This is a genomic window from Acinetobacter sp. SwsAc4 (assembly GCF_013391535.1).
GTDB lineage: Bacteria > Pseudomonadota > Gammaproteobacteria > Pseudomonadales > Moraxellaceae > Acinetobacter.
Genome location: NZ_JACAXC010000013.1, coordinates 23,683 through 44,345 on the forward strand (window position 1 = coordinate 23,683; position 20,663 = coordinate 44,345).

The 20,663-nt window shown below is 37.1% G+C and carries 16 protein-coding genes and 1 pseudogene; 14 read left to right on the plus strand and 3 right to left on the minus strand.

Going from position 1 to position 20,663, the window contains the following annotated elements; translation table 11 throughout:
- Nucleotides 1–47 precede the first annotated feature (47 nt).
- The gene (locus HYG88_RS08170; RefSeq protein ID WP_178882888.1) at nt 48–1,373 is read right to left on the minus strand and encodes an OprD family outer membrane porin; all 1,326 of its coding nucleotides are present in this window, start codon (nt 1,371–1,373) and stop codon (nt 48–50) included.
- 742 nt (nt 1,374–2,115) lie between these two features.
- Between HYG88_RS08170 and HYG88_RS08175 the strand changes: the two genes are divergently transcribed.
- Both HYG88_RS08175 and HYG88_RS08180 read left to right on the plus strand, forming a co-directional pair.
- Entirely contained in the window at nt 2,116–2,928 is an 813-nt protein-coding gene (locus HYG88_RS08175) for a TorF family putative porin (protein ID WP_178882889.1), read from the plus strand.
- A 334-nt stretch (nt 2,929–3,262) separates the two neighbouring features.
- Nucleotides 3,263–4,051, plus strand: coding sequence for a TorF family putative porin (locus HYG88_RS08180; protein ID WP_178882890.1), 789 nt, complete (start codon nt 3,263–3,265; stop codon nt 4,049–4,051).
- Between the two features lie 52 nt (nt 4,052–4,103).
- On the opposite strand, the pseudogene HYG88_RS08185 reads toward HYG88_RS08180, so the two are convergent.
- A pseudogene (locus HYG88_RS08185) lies at nt 4,104–4,754 on the minus strand (ATP-binding protein); the annotation flags it as partial.
- 114 nt (nt 4,755–4,868) lie between these two features.
- Between HYG88_RS08185 and HYG88_RS08190 the strand changes: the two are divergent.
- From HYG88_RS08190 to HYG88_RS08215, 6 genes are all read left to right on the plus strand, one after another.
- Nucleotides 4,869–5,564 carry a heteromeric transposase endonuclease subunit TnsA gene (locus tag HYG88_RS08190; protein ID WP_032047828.1) on the plus strand — a complete coding sequence of 232 codons (696 nt, stop codon included), beginning with the start codon at nt 4,869–4,871 and terminating at the stop codon, nt 5,562–5,564.
- Nucleotides 5,561–7,450: a Mu transposase C-terminal domain-containing protein gene (locus tag HYG88_RS08195; protein ID WP_032047827.1), complete on the plus strand. Its 1,890-nt coding sequence runs from the start codon at nt 5,561–5,563 to the stop codon at nt 7,448–7,450. The genes HYG88_RS08190 and HYG88_RS08195 overlap by 4 nt, the downstream gene beginning before the upstream one ends.
- Nucleotides 7,447–8,298 carry a TniB family NTP-binding protein gene (locus tag HYG88_RS08200; RefSeq protein WP_000073961.1) on the plus strand — a complete coding sequence of 284 codons (852 nt, stop codon included), beginning with the start codon at nt 7,447–7,449 and terminating at the stop codon, nt 8,296–8,298. Before HYG88_RS08195 ends, HYG88_RS08200 begins: the two co-directional genes overlap by 4 nt.
- 19 nt (nt 8,299–8,317) lie before the next feature.
- The gene (locus tag HYG88_RS08205) at nt 8,318–9,409 is read left to right on the plus strand and encodes a TniQ family protein (RefSeq protein ID WP_000622362.1); all 1,092 of its coding nucleotides are present in this window, start codon (nt 8,318–8,320) and stop codon (nt 9,407–9,409) included.
- 19 nt (nt 9,410–9,428) lie between these two features.
- On the plus strand, nt 9,429–10,844 hold the full coding sequence (locus HYG88_RS08210; RefSeq protein WP_004777765.1) for a hypothetical protein: 1,416 nt from the start codon (nt 9,429–9,431) through the stop codon (nt 10,842–10,844).
- A gap of 68 nt (nt 10,845–10,912) precedes the next feature.
- A complete protein-coding gene (locus tag HYG88_RS08215) occupies nt 10,913–11,551 on the plus strand; it encodes a hypothetical protein (protein WP_000530048.1) in 639 nt (212 codons plus the stop codon).
- Here the strand turns inward: HYG88_RS08215 and HYG88_RS08220 are convergent.
- Entirely contained in the window at nt 11,540–12,643 is a 1,104-nt protein-coding gene (locus HYG88_RS08220) for a hypothetical protein (RefSeq protein ID WP_001289337.1), read from the minus strand. The genes HYG88_RS08215 and HYG88_RS08220 overlap by 12 nt on opposite strands.
- A gap of 487 nt (nt 12,644–13,130) precedes the next feature.
- Between HYG88_RS08220 and HYG88_RS08225 the strand changes: the two genes are divergently transcribed.
- From HYG88_RS08225 to HYG88_RS08250, 6 genes are all read left to right on the plus strand, one after another.
- Nucleotides 13,131–13,811 (plus strand): DUF305 domain-containing protein, encoded by a 681-nt coding sequence (locus HYG88_RS08225; RefSeq protein ID WP_023188004.1) that lies wholly within the window; start codon nt 13,131–13,133, stop codon nt 13,809–13,811.
- A gap of 90 nt (nt 13,812–13,901) precedes the next feature.
- On the plus strand, nt 13,902–14,243 hold the full coding sequence (gene fdx / locus HYG88_RS08230) for an ISC system 2Fe-2S type ferredoxin (RefSeq protein WP_023188003.1): 342 nt from the start codon (nt 13,902–13,904) through the stop codon (nt 14,241–14,243).
- A gap of 84 nt (nt 14,244–14,327) precedes the next feature.
- Nucleotides 14,328–14,771 (plus strand): hypothetical protein, encoded by a 444-nt coding sequence (locus HYG88_RS08235; protein WP_023188002.1) that lies wholly within the window; start codon nt 14,328–14,330, stop codon nt 14,769–14,771.
- A 49-nt stretch (nt 14,772–14,820) separates the two neighbouring features.
- Nucleotides 14,821–16,020 (plus strand): TolC family protein, encoded by a 1,200-nt coding sequence (locus HYG88_RS08240; protein ID WP_023270954.1) that lies wholly within the window; start codon nt 14,821–14,823, stop codon nt 16,018–16,020.
- Between the two features lie 13 nt (nt 16,021–16,033).
- Entirely contained in the window at nt 16,034–17,503 is a 1,470-nt protein-coding gene (locus HYG88_RS08245) for an efflux RND transporter periplasmic adaptor subunit (RefSeq protein ID WP_023188000.1), read from the plus strand.
- 17 nt (nt 17,504–17,520) lie between these two features.
- Nucleotides 17,521–20,655 (plus strand): efflux RND transporter permease subunit, encoded by a 3,135-nt coding sequence (locus HYG88_RS08250; protein ID WP_023187999.1) that lies wholly within the window; start codon nt 17,521–17,523, stop codon nt 20,653–20,655.
- Nucleotides 20,656–20,663: the final 8 nt, after the last annotated feature.

Below are 20,663 nucleotides of genomic sequence, written 5' to 3' on the forward strand. Positions count from 1 at the left end.
CATTCAATTGAATGGAGGTTTCTTTATGACTTAAATAAAGCTGTGAATTAGAACAGTTTCACAGGAATATCAAGGAACAAACGCCATTCATTGGTTGAGCCAATGACATTGCTGACATATTCATCAGAAACATTATTATAGGTATCACTTGAACGTAAGTAAGAATAGCGAACACGTAGGCTTGCATCTTTCAATGCACCTGTTTGAACTGTATATTTGACTTGGTTAAAGAACTCATGTTCTTCGGCTTGGTCAATGATTTTTGAGCGATCTGTTTTTTTAGCGATATCAATATCCCAACCATAAACAAATGCAGTTGTCCAGTTTAGACCAGGTAAACCGTGATTTTTAAAGTTGTAGTTATATTGTAGCCCGACAGATTTTTCATCATTACCATTAAAGTCACCTAAATAGGAATTAGGGACATAGATACTTTGTAAACCATCAGCATTATAGCCATAGTCATATCCAGTATTACCTGTGTTATCTTGATAAGAAAGCATGACATTATGTACATCTTTGCCATAGCCCACTGAAACAGCCCAAATCGAGTTTTTACGGTTTGCTAGATCATCTGTGGTATGTGAATCAGTGAGTGCATCTTTATCCCATTTTGTATGATAACCCATGGCATCAAGTGTTAAGGTACTCTTGTCTTTTAAGCTTTGGGTAAAGTTTACATTGGCATAATGACGTTCTAACTTATCTTGAACATCTAAGCCATAATACGATGAATTGAGTTGATCATTAAATTTATATTTAGCACCCCAAACTACTGCACGATCAAGCCCTTGACCTGTCACATCTTTATCGGTACTAATTTGGTTTGACATTTGGTTTTTTGTGAATTTACCTGCAACCACATTTAGATTCGGAATTTCATTACTTTCAATGAAAACACCTGTGTAATACTCAGGCACTAAACGGGCTTGATTACTTGCCATGACAGGAAGTGTTGACACCTGTGTACCATAAGTCACGGTTGTGTTGGAAATACGTGCTTTCACATTGGCACCACCACGAGCCCAATGATCATAAGCAAATTCACGATCATCTACAGGAATCATTTGATTACCTGTATTCTTATTCGCACCAAGCTTGAAAGATGCATCACCTACTACGCCAACACCAAAGCCAACAACACCCTTTGTAAAGCCTGATTGAAGATCAAAAATGGCAGTTTGCGCTGTTGAGCTTGTATCATTTGTTAAACCGTCTTTTTTATCACGATTTAAAAAGCCTGTGCGGAACAATACTGAACCATTTGCATCTTCAACAAAACCTTTTGCTTCGCTTTGTTCGCTTGCGTATGTTGAGGAGATCAATGCGGCATTAATCAAAACCGCTAATGTTAGTTTTTTTGCCTTTGGCATAGGTAGCCTCATAATAAATAAGATCAATTTCGGTCAGAATCGAAATTTTGGCCAATTGTATAAGTTATACATAAAAAAGATAGATTTTTATTAAATTATTTTAATCATTTTTACACAAAATTCAGCTAACATTTTATGATTTAATTATCGTTTAAAATTAAATCATATTTAAATTAATATATTGATTTTTATTAATATATTGTTTTATTTTAATCGTAAAATATATTGATTATTTTTTGGTTAAATACATTAAAAATATGTGATTTGTTTCCGTTTTTTCTCTTTTATTTTAATGATTTATTTTTTTCTTTGATCAAAAGCTATTCGGCTGATTTACAAAAAATTACATCCCGACGAATGACATTTTTCGCTGTACAAAAACACACCATTATTTTCAGGAAGATTTAAGTTTTATCTGTGCACTTTTAGGGGGCGATTTAGGCTATATCAACATATTTGATTGTTATTTAAGGAGAACAGCACTTTTTATTAAATTGAATTGCATTATTTTTGTGCATTTTTTAGGCACAACAATGGCAGTGCTTCTTAATGGTTCAGAAAAATGAACCTTATTAAAGAAAAAATAATATTTCAGCACAGCCAAATGGCGTCGATAGCACTCTTACTGAACAGAAGCTAGATTTAGCAAGCATTTCTAAAAGTTGGCACAGCAATTGCTAATTACAAAATGATGCAACTTAAAACATAAATCAGTCGAATATCCATCATGGGGGAGATCAATATGATGAAATTTGCATGTAAAGCGATCGCGTTAGGTATTTTTGCTTTGACTTCGACTTTTGCTATGGCAGAAGATAAACCTTCATTATATGGTATTACTGCATCGGGCAATGTTTCAGCTGTAACAGATTATCGTTTTCGTGGTGTGACACAATCTTCGAATAATCCTGCGATTCAAGGTGGATTTACATTTTCACATACTTCAGGTGCGTATTTAGCACTTTGGGGTTCAAGTGTAGATTTCGGTATTCCTGGTGTTTCAACTGAAACTGACGCTACATTAGGTTTTACTAATAGTTTTGCCTTAACAGATAAAATTAAACCAACCTACGATGTAGGTGTAATTCATTATGGATATATAGGTTCTAAATCTAATGCTGTAAATGGATATAATGGTAAGAAAGGTTTAGCTTTTACAGAAGTATTTGGTAAGCTGACTTTCCCTGAAACATTATTAGCAGGTGATGCTCTAAGTGTAGGCGTGAATTATTCACCTGATTACTGGGGTAGAACTGATGATTTTTGGTATTTTAACTTAGGTTACTCAGCACCAATTGCAAGCACAGGTTTAACAGGTTTAGCATCTGTAGGGTATAATAAATTAAAAAATAAAGACGCTTTAAGTGTTGTTGCTGGTGGTCCTGGAAAAGATGATAATTATATCGACTATAAAGTTGGTGTAAATTATAACTTCTTAGGTATCCTCGCTGAAGTTGATGTTGTTGGAACAAATGTAAGTACTTCAGGTATGAGCGATAATGCTAAAAAACCTTATGATACGGGTGTTTTATTTAGTTTGACTAAAACATTCTAATTTAAAAAACATTTATAAACCTTTAAAAAGCCAGCAAATTGCTGGCTTTTTTTATTCATTCTTAGAAAAGAAAAACGAAAATTTCATATTAAAAATAGGTGCTAATTATGTGCGTCTCTATATTTAAAGATGCATTTTATTATCACATTTTAATCCTGAGCGGTTGATTGATTAATAGAAAAATAAAATAAATATATTTAAAATATAATTATAATCAATAATTTATATTTAATTTTAATTTAATTTTTACTTTTGGCACAGCATTTGCAAATTTCATCATGATGCAATTTAGAACATAAATCAGTTGAATATCTAAATCATGGGGGAAATCAATATGATGAAATTTGCATGCAAAGCTACAGTTCTAGCGATGGTATTTACAGCATCAACTTTAAGTTTGGCTGAAGAAACAAAGCTACCATTTCCAGGAACGATTACAGGCAATGTAAACGTAGTATCTAGTTATAATCTACGTGGTATGACAAATTCACCTGAAAGTGATACACCTGCAGTACAAGGTGGGCTTGATTATACACATGATAGTGGATTCTATTTAGGATACTGGTTTTCGACCTTAACTGCTGCATATGCAGATTTTAATACATCACCGACTTATGTAAAAGAAGAGAAGAAGTCATTTGAAAATGATTTGTATGCAGGATACAAAGGAAAAATCACAAAAGATTTGGGCTATCAAATTGGTGGGACTGTTTATTATTACTATCCAGGCTGGGAATCAACGGGTTATGAAACAATTGTCGGACTGAGCTACAAAGACTTTAATATTACTGCTCAGACATTATTAAATAATGTGACTTTTGGTAATAAAGGTGACACCTATTTCTTGGCAACTTATGCACCTAAATTAGCTGGCGGATTTACAGGTAAAGCACAAGTTGCGGCTTATTATTATGGTGATGATGATGAGTATTTAGCTTACCAAGCTAAAGCAGGAGATGTCACCAAAACTGATTTTGCTTTCCGTCACGCAACTCTTGGACTGTCACATCTTTTAGGTAATACTGGTGCAACTTGGAGTCTAGACTATATCTTCGGTGGCTATACTCGTGATGAAACAAAGCAAAAAAATAAAGTTGTTTTGGGTTTAGGTTACGCTTTCTAAGAACAATAAAAACCAAAGCGACCTATAAGGTCGCTTTTTTTATGGTCTGGTTTTAAGTTGAATGACCCCGATAAGACAGTGCTTCAGTCAGGTGCGAGCTTGAGATAATTTCACTTTCTGCCAAATCCGCAATGGTGCGTGCCACACGTAACACCCGATGATAGGCGCGTGCTGAGAGATTAAGTCGCTGTTGAGCCATTTCGATGATTTTGGCTGAATTTTCATCTAATTGAGCATATTGTTCTAGCAAATTTGGAGAAAGTGCCTGATTCAAACAGTGCTGTCTTAACATTTGTTTATCATAAGCTTTCATCACGCGTTGCCGCACAATTGTAGAACTTTCTGTCGGACTTTGATCTTGTAGTTCTTTGGTCTGCAAAGGTGGCACATCAATATGTAAATCAATACGATCTAGTAATGGACCTGAGATACGGTTTTGATAGCGCTGAATATTTTCTGCTGAGCACTGGCAGCGGCTATCTTGGTTAAATGCGTAACCACAAGGACATGGATTCATTGCTGCAATAAATTGAAAATTCGCTGGAAATGTCATTTGTCTTGCCGCACGGGAGATGACGATCTCTTTCGACTCTAGCGGTTGTCTGAGAACCTCCAAAACTTTGCGGTCAAATTCAGGTAATTCATCTAAAAATAATACGCCTAAGTGTGCAAGTGTAATTTCGCCTGGTTTAGGTTGTGAACCGCTGTCATTTCCAAAGAACTATGCGACAATATGAGCTAGGGTCAATGACTTAGACTGCCTTTTACAAATAACTATGCGACAAATTTTATAAAGAACTATGCAACGGAACCCAGAATGAACAATCAATCATGCGACACCGTTAACATCGTACCAGCTCGAAGAAAAATTGGTAATACACGGATTAGTGTATCTGGTTTATACCCTTTTAAAAAAGATTCGGCAGTGGCCTTTGAATCAACACTGGAACGCGATTTTCTCATTCGATTAGAGGTTGACCCTAATGTTCTTGCTGTTGAATCTCAACCCTTTACGATTGAGTATTTTGATAATGGGCAGAAACGAGTTTACACCCCTGACTACCTGGTAACTTATAAGCATGATGATTTTCTTCCATTTATTGCACCTAAACTGGTTGAAGTAAAACCTACAGATGAATTGCAACTTAATTTACATCTATGGAAAGCTAGATATCGTGCTGCCATGAGGGTATGCAAAGAAGAGGGTTGGAAATTTCATATTGCACATGAGGGTCGTATTCGGGACCAGTTATGGTCGAATGCCATGTTTTTACAAAAGTACCGAAAGATGGAATTTCCCCCTGCTGATTCAAAGCACTTATTGGATTATGTGAGAGATCGAGAAGTAGTAACTTTTGAGACTCTATTAGCCAGACATTTTCTTGGCAAATGGGACCGAGCAAATGGAATTAGTCAAATCTGGTATTTAGTTGCTCATGGTTATCTGGTTTGCGATTTAAGTGCACCTTTACAGCCATCTACTGAACTCTGGGTAAGTGGGAGTTTGTCATGAATGATAGACGTGTGAATATCAAAATAGCTGCTGGGGAACCTGTTCAGATAAAAGGGATTCCTCATACGATTATTGAAGTCATTGACCTGAAATCAGTTTTTGTTGAAAACAATAATACAGGTAGGAAAAATATTGCGGCTATCAGTGAATTAAGGCCGTCAATAGCTGTGGAACAGCATGAAGATCTAGAGCTCATCGCTGATAAAGACTGGATTGAGGCTGAAAGACGTTTCAACATCATCCGTCCTTTCATTGAGGGAGGCGTGAGTGGTCGTAAGGAAGTAGAGTTACGAGCCCAAGAACATGATATTAATCCAGCCACTATCTATAGATGGTTAAAAATCTATAAGGCATATGGAACTATTGATGGATTGCGGCCCAGAAAAGAGGGATTGCCACAAGGCAAGAAGATAATTAATAAACATGCTGAAGCAATCATTGAAAAAGCCATCAAGGATTTATACCTAACTAATCAAAGAATAAGTGTTCAAAAAGTTGTACTTGAAGTGAAACGCTTATGTCATGAATACCATATCCTAGAGGTGCCTCATGCCAATACAGTAAGAAATCGTATTGCAGCGATTAGCCAGAGAGACTCTCTTCGTAAGAGGGGACATAAGGAAAAGGCCGATAACAAATTTACACCTGCCGCAGGGAAATTCCCTCATGCTGATTATCCACTTGCCGTCGTACAGATTGACCATACGCCTGTTGATCTTATTCTGGTTGATGATTTTAGCAGGTGTCCTATAGGACGACCTTTTCTTACGTTGGCAATTGATGTGCGTTCAAGGGTAGTTGTGGGATATTACTTATCATTAGATGCCCCCTCTGTTATGTCTATTGCAATGAGCGTTTCTCAAGCTGTACTGCCCAAAGAGAAATGGCTAGCTTCGCGCAAGATTCAAGCTGAATGGCCTGTCTGGGGAATTATGAACACCATTCATGTCGATAATGGACCTGAGTTTCACTCAGAAACTTTCAGAAATGCTTGTATGGCACATGATATTCGTCTGGAATACCGACCAGTTAAAAAACCACGTTTTGGCGGGCACATTGAACGTTTGATGGGAACATTTGCAACCGATATTCACGCAGTTCCAGGAACAACTTTTTCAAATATTTTTGAAAGAAAAGGCTATAACTCAGATGCGGAAGCAGTTTTCACATTCTCCGAATTTGAGGACTGGCTGATTGATTTTATCTGTAATGTTTACCACAAAAGGAAACACTCTGCTTTAGGTACTTCTCCACTACATGCTTTTGAGTTAGGTATCTTTGGTGATAAAAACACGTTAGGTTCTGGGGCTGCTAGATTGCCTGCAAATGATCATAATTTCTTTCTTGATTTTCTACCAAGTTTTGAAAGGACGATTCAAACAACAGGTGTAACAATTGATGGTCTTGCTTATTATGCTGATGTACTAAGAGGTTGGATTAATGCTGTAGACCCTGATAATCAAAAGGAAAAACGTAAATTTATCTTTAGGCGTGATCCAAGAAATATTAGTGAGATATGGTTCTTTGATCCCGAAATCAAAAATTATTTTAAGGTTCCTTTAGCGGATCAAAGTATTCCACCATTTAGTATTTGGGAACACAAAAAGATTCAGGAACTGAAAAAGGAAACTGGCGAATATCTAAAAGATCATGAACTTGGACAGGCTCTAGCTAAACTTCGGGAGCGTGTTCAGGAGGCAAGTACTAAAACTCGACGGGCTCGCAGATCACATCAGCGCAGTACCCAACATCAACAGAGTGTTAACCCTGCTTCAATTCAGGGCAAAAAACCTCAACAAGAGAGTACGATTTTGGAGCAACAGCTTGAAAACGTATATGGTTTATTGCCTCTCGATGAGCTGGAAAATGATGAGGATATTTCATGAGTAACTATTCACATGTTTTTCAAGAGTTTCGCCCTATTGTGGAACAGTCTAATGAGGACAGACTCTACTTCCTGGAAGAGGACCGATGGATTGGGTATCCAGCAGCCAATGACTTGTTAGACCAATTGAAAGGATTCCTGACACTTCCTAAGCGGAGCCGTATGCCCAACTTACTGGTATTGAGTAAGCCAAATAATGGTAAAACCTCAATTATTAACCAGTTCTTTAAGCTGTATGGGGAGGGTTATGTCAATGCAGAAAATAATGCAGTAAAACCTGTAATCATTGTACAGGCACCTGTTTCCCCTGATGAAAAAGCTCTGTATATGGCTATTCTTGATAAGTTCTGGGTTCCTTTTCGAGAAAGAGATCCCGTTGCGAAGCTACGTTACCAAGTGGTCCATTGCCTTAAACTTTATGAGGTAAAGCTCCTCATTATCGACGAAATGAATTCTCTATTATGTGGCAGTCCGATTAAGCAAAGAACAGTAATGAATGCGATTAAGTATTTGTGTAATGAAACACAGATACCCATTGTTGGGTTTGGTACAGAAGAAGCAATTAGTGTTCTGCGTACTGATCCACAGCATGTCAGCCGTTTTCGTGTGGTTAATTTGCCCTTATGGAAACTAGATAAAGACTTTCAAGCTATGGTAAATAAATTTGAGAAAGTTCTTCCCCTCAAACAGGCTTCAAAACTGGCTGAACCAGCAACAGTAAAATATCTGCATGATATTACAGATGGAAACTTAGGTAATCTGCGAACGATTTTACGGGACGCCGCAAAGAAAGCTGTTGTTTCTGGTCAGGAGTTTATCGACCGTAGCTTGCTAGAAAGTGTGAAATAAGCAATGTGGAGGACTAGGTATGATAAGTGCAACAGAAATCCATTCATGGTTTATTCCCACGGACTTAAAGCAAGATGAGGCATTATCTTCTTGGTTGATACGTGCCGCACTTGACAGTGGTTGTGACCCATTAAGTTTAACTGGAGTACTTTGGCCCAAATGGCGAATCTGGTCTGTAGATGTAGATCGTGGTTTAAGTGCAGAGCAAGTACAGGTATTGATCAATACGACAAAAATTGATGAAAGCCAATTTAATTCTGCTACGCTTCGCAATTTTTTAATTAAATATAATCTGGATAATCAAACTCTTGATGCATGGTACTTGGTATTAGGTACAAGAAACCGTAAGCATCGAGGTGGCTGGCAATATTGTCCTGAGTGTCTATCTGAGGATAATGTTGCCTATTTCCGTCTGCCTTGGCGTTTTGCCTGGCATACAGGTTGTATAAAACATAATCAGCATTTACATGATCAATGTCCTCATTGCCATAATGCTATTCAACCTAGACGTCTTGAAGCCCCTGATCAGGTTATGACTTGCTGTTCAATATGTAAAAAAAGTCTATTGGAGGTTAATAAAAGCCTTGTGGATTGTCATGCCTTGGCATTCCAAAAAATCTTTGATCAATTCCTGGAACAAGGCTGTGCAACCTATCAAGACAAGTTGATTTCAGTAACTGATTGGTTAACGGTGATTAAGTTATTTTCACAATTTATTAGAAAAGCTTTAGCTGGCTCAGTAAATGGAAAAGGATGGGCTTTTCTTGAACAACTCAGAATTCAGGTGCCCCATCCTGAGCTTATATCGAATGGATTGGCTGTTAACCAACTTCCAGTTACCGAGAGAGAACGGCTATTTTCCTGTATTTATCAATTACTCATTATTCCCCAGGAAAAGTTTATTGAAACAGCAAAATCTTTAAATATGAACAGGTCTTCATTTTGGGATAAGAGAAACCAGTTGCCAGCCATATTAAGGCCTGTTGAAGAACAATTAGGCTCGATTTATCGGAACTACCCTCCAAAGAGAGCATTGGTAGCTACCTTTAAACCTAAAAGTAAGGAGACTGTAATACGCAAGTTTTTAAGATTAAAAAGAAAACTAGGGTAACTTTTGGGGGGACAACACCATGCCTCAGTGTGATGAATGTGGTGATGCGGTTGAAAAGATACACCGACTTTATAAACAGCGTAACTATTGCCATAAGTGCTATGTACGAGTTTTTAAAAAACAGGATTGTCCGTCGTGTGGTAAAAGTTCCAGATTATATAAAGCTGATAACTTGGCCGTTTGCCAACAATGTGAAACCAATAGACCTTGCATTAGATGTCAGCGTATTGATTACCCTATAGGAAAAATAACGGAGCAAGGCCCTGTTTGTAATAGTTGTTCAGTTTATTTTAGAGAGTTTCAAGCTTGTGAACGGTGTGGTGTGACATCACAACGCTTATCTCGTATCAGCCGTTTTGGAGATAATTTAAGAGTTTGCCCAAAGTGTGCAACCCGTGATTACCAGACATGCCAAAGTTGTAGAAGATATAGGTTGATTGAACAGGATGTTGTGTCAGGCAAAATGCTTTGTAAGAAATGTTTGACCTGTCCACCACTTCAATGTCTAACTTGCCAGCAACAGATTCCTGCTGGATATGGGAAATACTGTGAATTATGTACATGGCGAAGAATATTGGGGAATAGGATTAAGGAACTGGTTAATACATTAGTAAATCCAAGCCTCAAAGGTTACTTTAAAGATTATATGAATTGGCTTGATCATGAGGTTGGACCGCATAAGGCTGCATTACTAATTCGTAAACATATTCATTTTTTTGAAAAGACCAGTGATCTTTGGGGAGATCAGATCCCAGACAATGACTCTTTATTACATAGACTAAGAACAAGTGGTTTACGCAAATATGAGCTGCCCATCCGGTGGTTGGTTGCAGTACATCACCTGCATATAGATACCCAATCTAAAGGCCACTGTTCTGAATTTGACCAACTGAGAAAACTGGCGAACTCATGTCCTGGTTCATCGCTTTCAGCCCAAATTCTTCAGAACTATTATCAGGTTTTAATAAATAAAATGGATTTAGGGAAAACGAGTATACGTTCTGCCCGTTTAGCCATGAAACCAGCATCTGCTTTAATGCTGTTGGTAAGTCAATCACGATTAGATTTACCAACAATGTGGCATGTAAAATATTACTTATTTAAGTCCCCTGGACAAGCTTGCGCTATTGTTGGCTTTCTTAATTTTTTAAACAAGAATTATGATACGAACCTTGATACGTCATGGGTACTAGATGAAAAAATAACAGAAAAAAGTAATATGAAGAAACTGGAAAAACAATTGTTGGCCATCATGAAAGCCCCAGAGGAAAATTTTAATGAACTAGAGTGGATAAAGTTAGGATTGATGTATTTTCATAATTTGGATAAATCCTTTTTTAATCAAATGGATAGTATTAATTATAGGGGGCTGAATGATGGCTTTGAAGTGAGGTTTGGTGATCAGCAATATTGGATACCTAAATTGCTTGTATAACTGGACCATATAACGCTAATGTAGCTACATAAAGTTAAAACTGAATTTTGGGCTTCCAGAGGGTATGTATGGGGCAATTAGGTCATGAATATTGTGTTCATAATGGATTCAATAGGTCTCATGCAGGGAAATATGTTTATTCACTTGCTACGTTTATATCTTGGATATTGATTTACTTTTTACTGAAGTTCTTGGGTGGATTGTCTCCTTATTGGAATGTCATCATTTCTAGTGCTATCACTGCTTTATTATTTCTTACTTTTTATTTTCTATTTGATAAATGGATATGGAAAACAGGTTTATTTTTCAAGATTCTGAAATATCCTGATATTTCGGGAGAATGGTCATGTAAAGGTATCTCTGATTACCAAGAAGAAAATTCTGAAATGATTAAGCACAATAGAGAGTGGATTGGAAAAGTAACAATTTTACAAAGTTGGGATAAAGTAAGAATCAGATTAGAAACAGAATTTTCCACATCTGACAGTATTTCTGCTGCAATTATTTATGACGAAATTGAAGAATACAAAGTTCTTTATAGTTATGAAAACAAACCAAAAGATTTAGATCATGAAGAGTTACGTATCCATCGAGGATTTGTAGAGCTGACACTTCATAAAGACAATAAAAGTGCCAGTGCTAAATATTATAATGTTACTGGTCGAAGAACCATGGGAACAATGTTATGGGAAAAATTAGATAACTAATGGATAAGAGCCAATGGTTTCGTCATATAGGTAACCCAAATCTTTACGTATTTCCGTAACGAGTTTATCTAAGGCAATGCTCATTGTTGTGAGAGAGGTTTCTTTCTGATAACTATCAAATATTTTTCTGGTCATATCAGGTGTATATAAGCTATTTCTATAGTTTGGGTTATGATACAGATAATCAAAAAATCTTTTTGTTTCAAGAACTATTGCTAAAGCATTTGTTCTACCTTTCTTTAAATTTTCTAGATTGGAATGATACATAATAGAGGCTAGATCAAAACTACTTAAGTAAATTACTTTGCCCTCTTCAACTAAATCGGCTTTTATTGTTTTACAAAGGCGGATAGATTTTTTCAATCCTCCATCAGCATAGTATTTACATTTGTAATCTATATAAAAAATATGCTTGAAAGGTAAGTTCATCAATGTAGTAGGAGTTTTATTATCTAGAATATTGACTCCTCTTAAATAAAGGTGCTTTTGTTGTTGGTACTCATATGTTTCTACCCAATGAGAGGGTACAACATCTACATCCCGAGGAAGTGATCCACCTGTTAAAGTTATAGATTTAGCACCAGTAGTATCAATTGTTACGGCAGGATATGCTTGTCTTAATTCATAAGTGCACGCGTTCCTGAGTTCTCTTAATATTTTTATATCATCATGACGTAAAGTACCTAAATAACCCTCTGTACGATAATGTGATTTGTTAAGTACAAGTAAATCAACATCACTTACACCTTTGATATGAATATTTAGGGGAACTGACCCTTGTAATCTGTATTCTGTGACAATGTTATGATTATTTAGTAGCCTAGGCTCTAATTGTTTTTCAATTCTTTTAGCAGTTTCAATACTGATTTCTGTGTAACGTTTACTAACTTCTTGCATTGCTCCTACTGCATAACGGATAGATGGTTTGTCTGATACAATCTGCCATTTTTCTATTGTACGTTTTAATTCATCAAACTCATTAAATGAAGTTACGCCTGCTGTTACACTATCAAAAGCATTGTATGTAAGGTCAGTACCTTTTCGTCTTTTCTCTAATCTGTTCAATCTTTTATAAAAATCAATTTCAGACATTGTGAAACTCAAAAAATAGTAGTTATGGTTAAAATAATTATACCTTAATAATTATTTTAAGGTTTTAATAAATAAGGTTTTATTGTCATAAATGCTCAAATTTAAGATGAGAAGTAAGATAATTTTTAAGTATAAAGTTTGAGAATGTTTGTAGTCTTTTGTAGTGCATCCAATAATCAAATAAATAATTGTGAAACCATGAAAACACATATCACATTTATATTTATATAAAAATATTATTTGTGATTGGAGGTGATTTTTTTAATTCTATTGATTATTGTGACTCACTACGGAGTTAATTGTATTTAAGTATTTGTTTTTAATTGTTTTATTTTTTAATTATTTTTATTTGATTAGGTGTTGACCTTACCATAATTGGAAAGAATAGAGTTACTACATCAAGGGTAATGATGTACCTGATAGGAAAGAATAACTTCCGAGCTTATTACCCATTATTTTTTCATAATTGTAGTAAGAGGATAACTCCATGAAACGCTTTGTTCCAATGTTAATGATCGGTGCGATTGTATTTAGTGCGGGGTGTTCCTCTTCTGACGCTCCAAAGGATAATTCAATGAGTGAGAATAAACATGAAAGCCATTCAATGCACCATGATATGAATGGTTCAGCTAAAACAGATAATCCATCTACAAATGCCTATATGGAAGTAAATACTCGTATGCACAGCGGAATGGGTATTGATTTCACGGGAAATGCAGATACTGACTTTATGTTGGGTATGATTCCTCACCATCAGGGTGCGGTTGATATGGCAAAAGTAGTTCTTCAATACGGCTCTGATCCAAAAGTGCGTCAGCTTGCTGAAGATGTTATCTCTGCCCAGGAGTCAGAAATCAAGATGATGAATGAATGGTTGGCAAAAAATAAAAATCATTCTGACAGCAAAAATGAAGATAGCCCATCAACTCAAGCATACATTAAGGTCAATGATGAAATGCACGCAGATATGATGGTTCCATTTACAGGAAATGCTGATGTTGATTTCATGAGAGGCATGATTCCCCATCATCAAGGTGCAATTGATATGGCTAAAGTAGTTCTTCAATACGGTTCTGATCCAGAAGTGCGTCAGCTTGCTGAAGATGTTATCTCTGCCCAGGAATCAGAAATCAAGATGATGAATGAATGGTTAAGTAAACATAAGTAGATACTTCTCTATTCGATGTTCTTTTAAATGAGGGGCTTTTTAAAGCCCCTTGTTTTATCTATAAATTTGATGAATTGAGGATTATGTTATATGCCAAAAATTATAGTTCTTCCGCATGAAAAGATTTGTCCACAGGGTGCGGAACTTGAAATTGAAAGTGGAAGTAATTTATGTCGAAGTTTATTGGATCATGGCATTCCCATAGAACATGCCTGCGATTTATCAGGTGCATGTACAACATGTCATGTTGTCGTGAAAAAAGGGTTTGATAGTCTGGAAGAAATGGATGATGTAGAGGCTGACTTACTGGATCGTGCTTGGGGGCTTACGGCTGAATCAAGACTATCTTGTCAGGTTAAAGTCCAAGATGAAAACTTGGAAGTAGAAATCCCCAAATACACGGTAAACTATATTTCAGATCATCATGAATAAGTGTTTCTAGTTTGTTTTTAAGACATTTACTTTTGAAACTTGATTAAGTATTCTTGGTACAGATAAAAGGTGAATCTGGTCAGTATGTCAAATAATAAGTTCATAAAACTTATTCTTGTATTTGTCCTGTTTTTGTTTTCAATAACAACTACGGGTGTTTATACATGGGCGCCTGTAATTGCTAAAAATTTAGACCATCACCATGATCTAAATATTTCTATTGTGTCTGGAGATATAAGTCACTGGACTCTAGTTCATCATGATAATCAAATTTCTCAGGAAGATACAAAAAATCATAATTGGAAAAGTTATGATCAATCTGCTTTACAACATTCAGTTAAGCCTATTACGATTCAAGAACATTTTGCTCTTGATCCTGTATTCTTCTTGAGCTTTGCCCTACCTCTTATACTACTTTTTCTTAGTTTTTTTGAAATACCTATTAGGTCTTTTGGATTTAGGAAAAGGCAATCTTTTATTAGTAACTCTTATACTTATACAAAAGCTTTAATCGTTTTACGTAATTGATTTTTCTATACAAAAAATAATTTTTCATTTTTTTTGTATAGGTAAAGTCATGTCTAAAATTTATCAGATATTTCTTACCTGTGGTTTGGTAGTCATGGCAGCACCTGCTTTTGCAGAGCAAGATTATGCCCGACTACAACAACAGGTATTAGCAAATGATGTAATTCTCAAGAGTTTGCAACAATCTCAGTCTGCGTATGATATCAATCAACAATATGCTGGGCGATTGAACAATCCAACTTTTAATATGGAGCTGGATAATTTAGGAAATTCCAAGCTTAAAGAACTTGATGGCCCTACTACCATGATTGGGCTTTCTCAAGATATTCCCTTAAATAATAAGTTACAGTTACGTAAACAACTGGCAGGATTTCAGGGCAACAATAATCAGTTTGAGATTGTAAAACGTCAGGCAGAACTTAAATCAGAATTAAGGACTTGTCTGTCAAACTGGTATGTTGCAACCCAGCGTGCTGAAATTTTTTCAACTGAAAGTAGTTTGTATAAGCGACAAGTCAATGTACTCACTGAAAAGTTAAAATTCGGTCGAGTGATTCCCTCTGATGTCCAGTTAAGTTCGGCATTGTCAGCAGAATCAGCTTTACGTCATCAAAATGAGTTAAAGAGGATTCAATATCAGAGAAACCTCTGCTCTAAGTATCTTCCTGATTTGCCAAATCAAGCCATTGAAGTGCCTCTAGATATTAACTTTTCCAATCGTGTCAGTTTATTGGAACAGGAAAGTGTCTTAAAAACACAGTTGGCAAAAACACAACTTGAATTGGCAAAAAGAGAGGCCGTACCTGATATTACATTGGGTGTTGGTGTCCGAAATTATCAGGAAACCAGTGACAAGGTATTTTTAGTTTCCACCTCAATTCCCCTCGCTGTCTTCAATCGTAATAAAGGCAATATTGCCATTGCTCAAGCTACCCAAGCCAATGCAGAAACCCAATCTGTCTGGGCAAATCGTAACGCTAAAATTGAATTGGAAAATAAATCGGTTGAGATTTCAAACCTGATTGATGCAATCAAGCAATATGACAGCACGGTATTACCCGCAGCCAATGAAAGTTTACGTATTGCTGAACTGGGCTATCAGGCAGGCAAGACTTCCCTATTGGAATTTAATAGTAATAAGCAAATTTGGTTGGATAAACAGTTAGCCCGTTATGACCTGTGGTTGGCTTTGCAAAATCAAATTGCAGAGATTGAGAAAAACTACGTCACCAATTTAGAACAGGAATAGGGGGAACACAAACATGAATAAAACCACCAATACTTTAATTGCAACAGGTGTTGTTGCATTACTGATTATCCTGTGTGCGATTGCTTGGTATAAGACAGGTAATAAACCAAAGGCGAATTCAGGTGAAACGGTAGAGGAAAGCGTTGCAGTTGCAGGTGATGAAAAAGGCCAACATGGTGGACGTTTATATCGAGATGGCGATTTCTCTACGGAAGTTAAGATTTTTGAGGAAGGTGTTGAACCTCATTTACGTGTATATGGCTATTTCAAGGATAAGCCCTTAAAGCCTCAAGAACTGACTGCAAATATTTTCATCAAGCGTCTTGATGCGGAACAAAATATTAGCTTTGTACCTGAAAGTGACTATCTGATTGGAAATGAAGTGATTTATGAACCACATTCATTTTTGATGATGATCAATGTGGAATATCAAGGTAAAAAGCATACATGGAGGTGGGACACCAAAGAGGGTCGTACCAATATTCCTGATGCCAGTCTAAAAAGTAGTGGACTCGAAGTATTAACTGTTCAGCCTATGATGTTTGAAAATAGCTTACAGCTTAAAGGTGAACTTAAATTTCCAGACAATTTTGAGAGTTTTATTACCCCTAAAGCAAGTGGCACACTGGTTAAAACCTATCGTACGATTGGTGATAAGGTCAGTAAGGGTGACTTATTGGCAACCGTACAAAGTCAGGATGTGATTCGTCTAAATGCTGAACGTACTATCGCTCAGGATACCTTGCAGTTTACACGTAAAAAAATGGAGCAAGAACGGGCTTTATGGCAGAAACGTGTTTCCCCTGAAATTGACTATATTAATGCCGAACGTGAATTTGATAATGCCCATGTTCGTGTCAATGAGTTAAGTAACATCATTAACTCTTATGGTGGTTCTGGCAATGGAATGATTGAAGTACGTGCCGCGATGTCAGGCACAGTGCTGGAAATTCTAAGTGCCATTGGCACAAATGTTAACCCATCTACTCCGATGTTTAAAATTGCCAACACTTCACAACTTTTAGCAGTAGTGAATATTCCTGCTGATAAATTGAATGTGGTGAAAACAAGTAATAAAGTCACCATCCAATCACAGACAACAGCTTCGGAAGAAGCATTGGGGCGCATCAAATATATCAGTGATGTGATTGACCCTAAAACTCGTACTGCTCAAGCCTTTGTTGAAATTCCGAATCAGTTTAACTGGCGTTCAGGTCAGTTGATTTCAGCACAAATCTTTGAAAGTCAATCCATGAAACCGATGGTGGTGCGTGAAGATGCACTACAAACCTATCGTGACTGGGACGTGGTTTTTCTTCGTGTTGGTGATGACTTTGAAGTTCGTCCACTTGAGTTGGGTGAGAAATTCAATGGATTTGTTGAGGTCAAATCGGGTTTAAAAGTTGGACAAAAATATGCAGCAGGTAATTCTTATCTCATAAAAGCAGAGCTGGGTAAATCTGGCGCTTCTCATGACCATTAAAAGCAGGAGTAGCGAACATGTTTGACCAGATTGTAAAACTGTCAATCAAGAACCGTTGGTTCGTATTGATTGTATTTTTGTTTATTGGGGCATTTGGTGTCTATAACTATTTCAAACTGCCGATTGATGCAGTCCCTGATATTACAAATGTTCAGGTACAAATTAACAGCGAGGCTCAGGGACTCTCACCACTGGAAATGGAAACTCAGGTGACCTTTCCAATTGAAACAGCCCTAGCAGGTATCCCCAATCTTAACTATACCCGTTCGGTGTCAAGATATGGACTATCACAAGTCACTGTTATCTTTAAAGAAGGTACAGATATTTATTTTGCCCGCCAATTGGTGAATGAAAGGCTTCAGGGTATTGTACCAAGTCTGCCAAGTAGTATTTCCACTTCAATGGGACCTGTGTCTACAGGACTTGGCGAAATCTTTATGTATACCGTTGAGAATACACCCAATAATCCAAATCCAATGTCAGCTACGGATTTAAGGACATTGCAGGATTGGGTGATTAAGCCACAACTGCGAAATGTTGAGGGTGTCAATGAAATCAATACCATTGGTGGCTATGTAAAACAATTTGTGGTACGTCCTAATTATCCTTATTTGCGGAGTATCGGCTTAGACCAACAGGTAATTGTTGAAGCTATTTCAAAAAATAGCATGAACAAAGGTTCTGGTTATATTGAAAAAAATGGTGAGCAATATCTACTGCGTTCAGATTCACAAATCACATCAATTGAGCAAATCAAGAGTATTCCAATTACGACAAGTAATGGCTATATCCTGCGTTTAAATGATGTTGCAGAAGTATCTATCGGAAGTGAATTGCGTACAGGTGCAGCGACCAAGAATGGTCAGGAAATTGTATTGGGTACAGCATTCATGCTCATTGGAGAGAACTCTCGTAGTGTCGCCCATGCTGTAGATCAAAAATTACAGGAAGTCCAGAAGTCACTACCAGAAGGTGTGGAAGCGAAAGCTGTTTATAACCGTACTACACTGGTTGATGCAACAATTGAAACCGTTAAAAAGAATCTGTTAGAAGGTGCAATCCTTGTGATTGTGGTTCTATTTATCTTTCTTGGGCATTTCCGTGCCGCACTTATTACAGCAATGGTCATTCCATTATCCATGTTGATGACCATTACAGGCATGGTCAATCAGAAAATCAGTGCCAATCTAATGAGTCTTGGGGCATTGGACTTCGGGATTATCGTTGATGGTGCTGTGGTTATTGTCGAAGCATCTCTGGCAAAACTTGCTTTAAAACAGAAAGAGTTAGGGAGAGTACTAACTCGACAGGAACGATTTGCCACAGTATTTGATGCCACCAAAGAATCTAGAAAAGCCATTCTTTATGGTCAGCTTATCATTATTCTGGTTTATCTACCTGTGATGACGCTGACAGGTGTTGAAGGAAAAATGTTCACGCCAATGGCAGCAACAGTGGTGATGGCATTACTTGCAGCGATGATTCTCTCGATTACTTTTGTCCCTGCCATGATTGCATTAGTTACCACAGGCAAAGTAAAAGATGAAGAGTCCAAAATTGTTCATGGCATTAAAAAGTTTTATCACCCTGTTCTGGACTGGTCACTTAACCATCGACTGATACTGGTTGCTTGTGTAGCAGGTTTCTTTGTATTTACTGCCAGTTTGTCTACTCGTCTTGGTTCAGAGTTTATTCCATCGTTGGATGAGGGTGATGTGGCATTACACGCATTACGTATTCCTGGAACATCACTAAGCCAGGCAATCGAAATGCAATATGCACTTGAACGAGAAATCCAAAAGATTCCAGAGGTGAAATCGATTTTTGCCAAAATTGGAACAGCCGAAATTGCAACAGATCCTATGCCACCTAATGTGGCAGATAACTATGTCGTGTTAAAGCTCCGTAGGGAGTGGCCGAATCCTAACAAGGAGAAAGCTGATGTCGTGGCAGAAATCGAACGAGTTTCAAAAGGTGTTTATGGCAATAACTACGAGTTCACCCAACCCATTCAGATGCGTTTTAATGAGTTGATTTCTGGTGTACGTACGGATGTTGCTGTAAAAATTTCAGGTGATGATTTGGAACAACTGTTGGAACTTGGCAATGAAGTCGCAGATATCCTTGAAACTGTTAATGGAACTGCCGATTTAAAAGTTGAACAAATGTCTGGTCTACAAATGGTTTCTATTGAACTTAAGCGGGACATGATTGCCAATTATGGTTTAGATGCTGAAGATGTTCAAAATAAAGTATCTAGTCTGATTACTGGGCAAACCGCAGGCAGAATGTTTGAGGGTGATAGAAAGTTCGATATTGTCGTTAGAATGGAAGAAAGTGCGGTCAGTAATCTGGAAAAACTCTATCAAATTCCAATGCGTTTGCCAGATGGGTCAAGTGTACTGTTGTCCGATTTGATTGAGTTAAAAACCATTCAAGGTCCAAACCAGATTTCTCGTGAAAATGGTAAACGCCGAATAGTCATCACTGCCAATGTACGTGGAACAGATATGGGTAGTTATATTGCTGAAGCTCAAGCCAAAGTAGATTCCCAATTCAAATTACCAGAAGGTTACTGGATGTCTTGGGGCGGTACATTTGAGCAGATGCAGTCTGCTACTAATCGTTTGATGATTATTGTACCTGTAGCACTATTATTAATCTTTACCATGATTTACATGGCATTAGGGAATATTCGTAATAGTTTATTGGTCTTTACTGGTGTGCCATTTGCATTAACTGGTGGTGTCATCGCTTTAGCATTAAGGGATATTCCACTTTCAATCTCTGCTGCTGTGGGCTTTATTGCCCTCTCAGGTGTGGCGGTATTAAATGGATTGGTCTTAGTCACCGCAATTCAACGCTTGCAAGCTCAAGGTCAAAGTTTGGTTGATGCGGTAAAGCATGGTGCTTTAGAAAGATTAAGACCTGTATTAATTACGGCTCTGGTTGCTTCTCTGGGATTTATTCCAATGGCGTTAAATGTCGGCATTGGTTCAGAGGTTCAACGCCCAATCGCAACTGTAGTTATTGGCGGGATTATTTCTTCCACATTACTTACATTGATTATTCTGCCTACCTTGTATGTCTGGTTCAATCAAAGAGCCAAGCGTAAAGCAGAAGTAGAAAATTTCTCTGAGCAACAGGTTTAGGGAAGAAA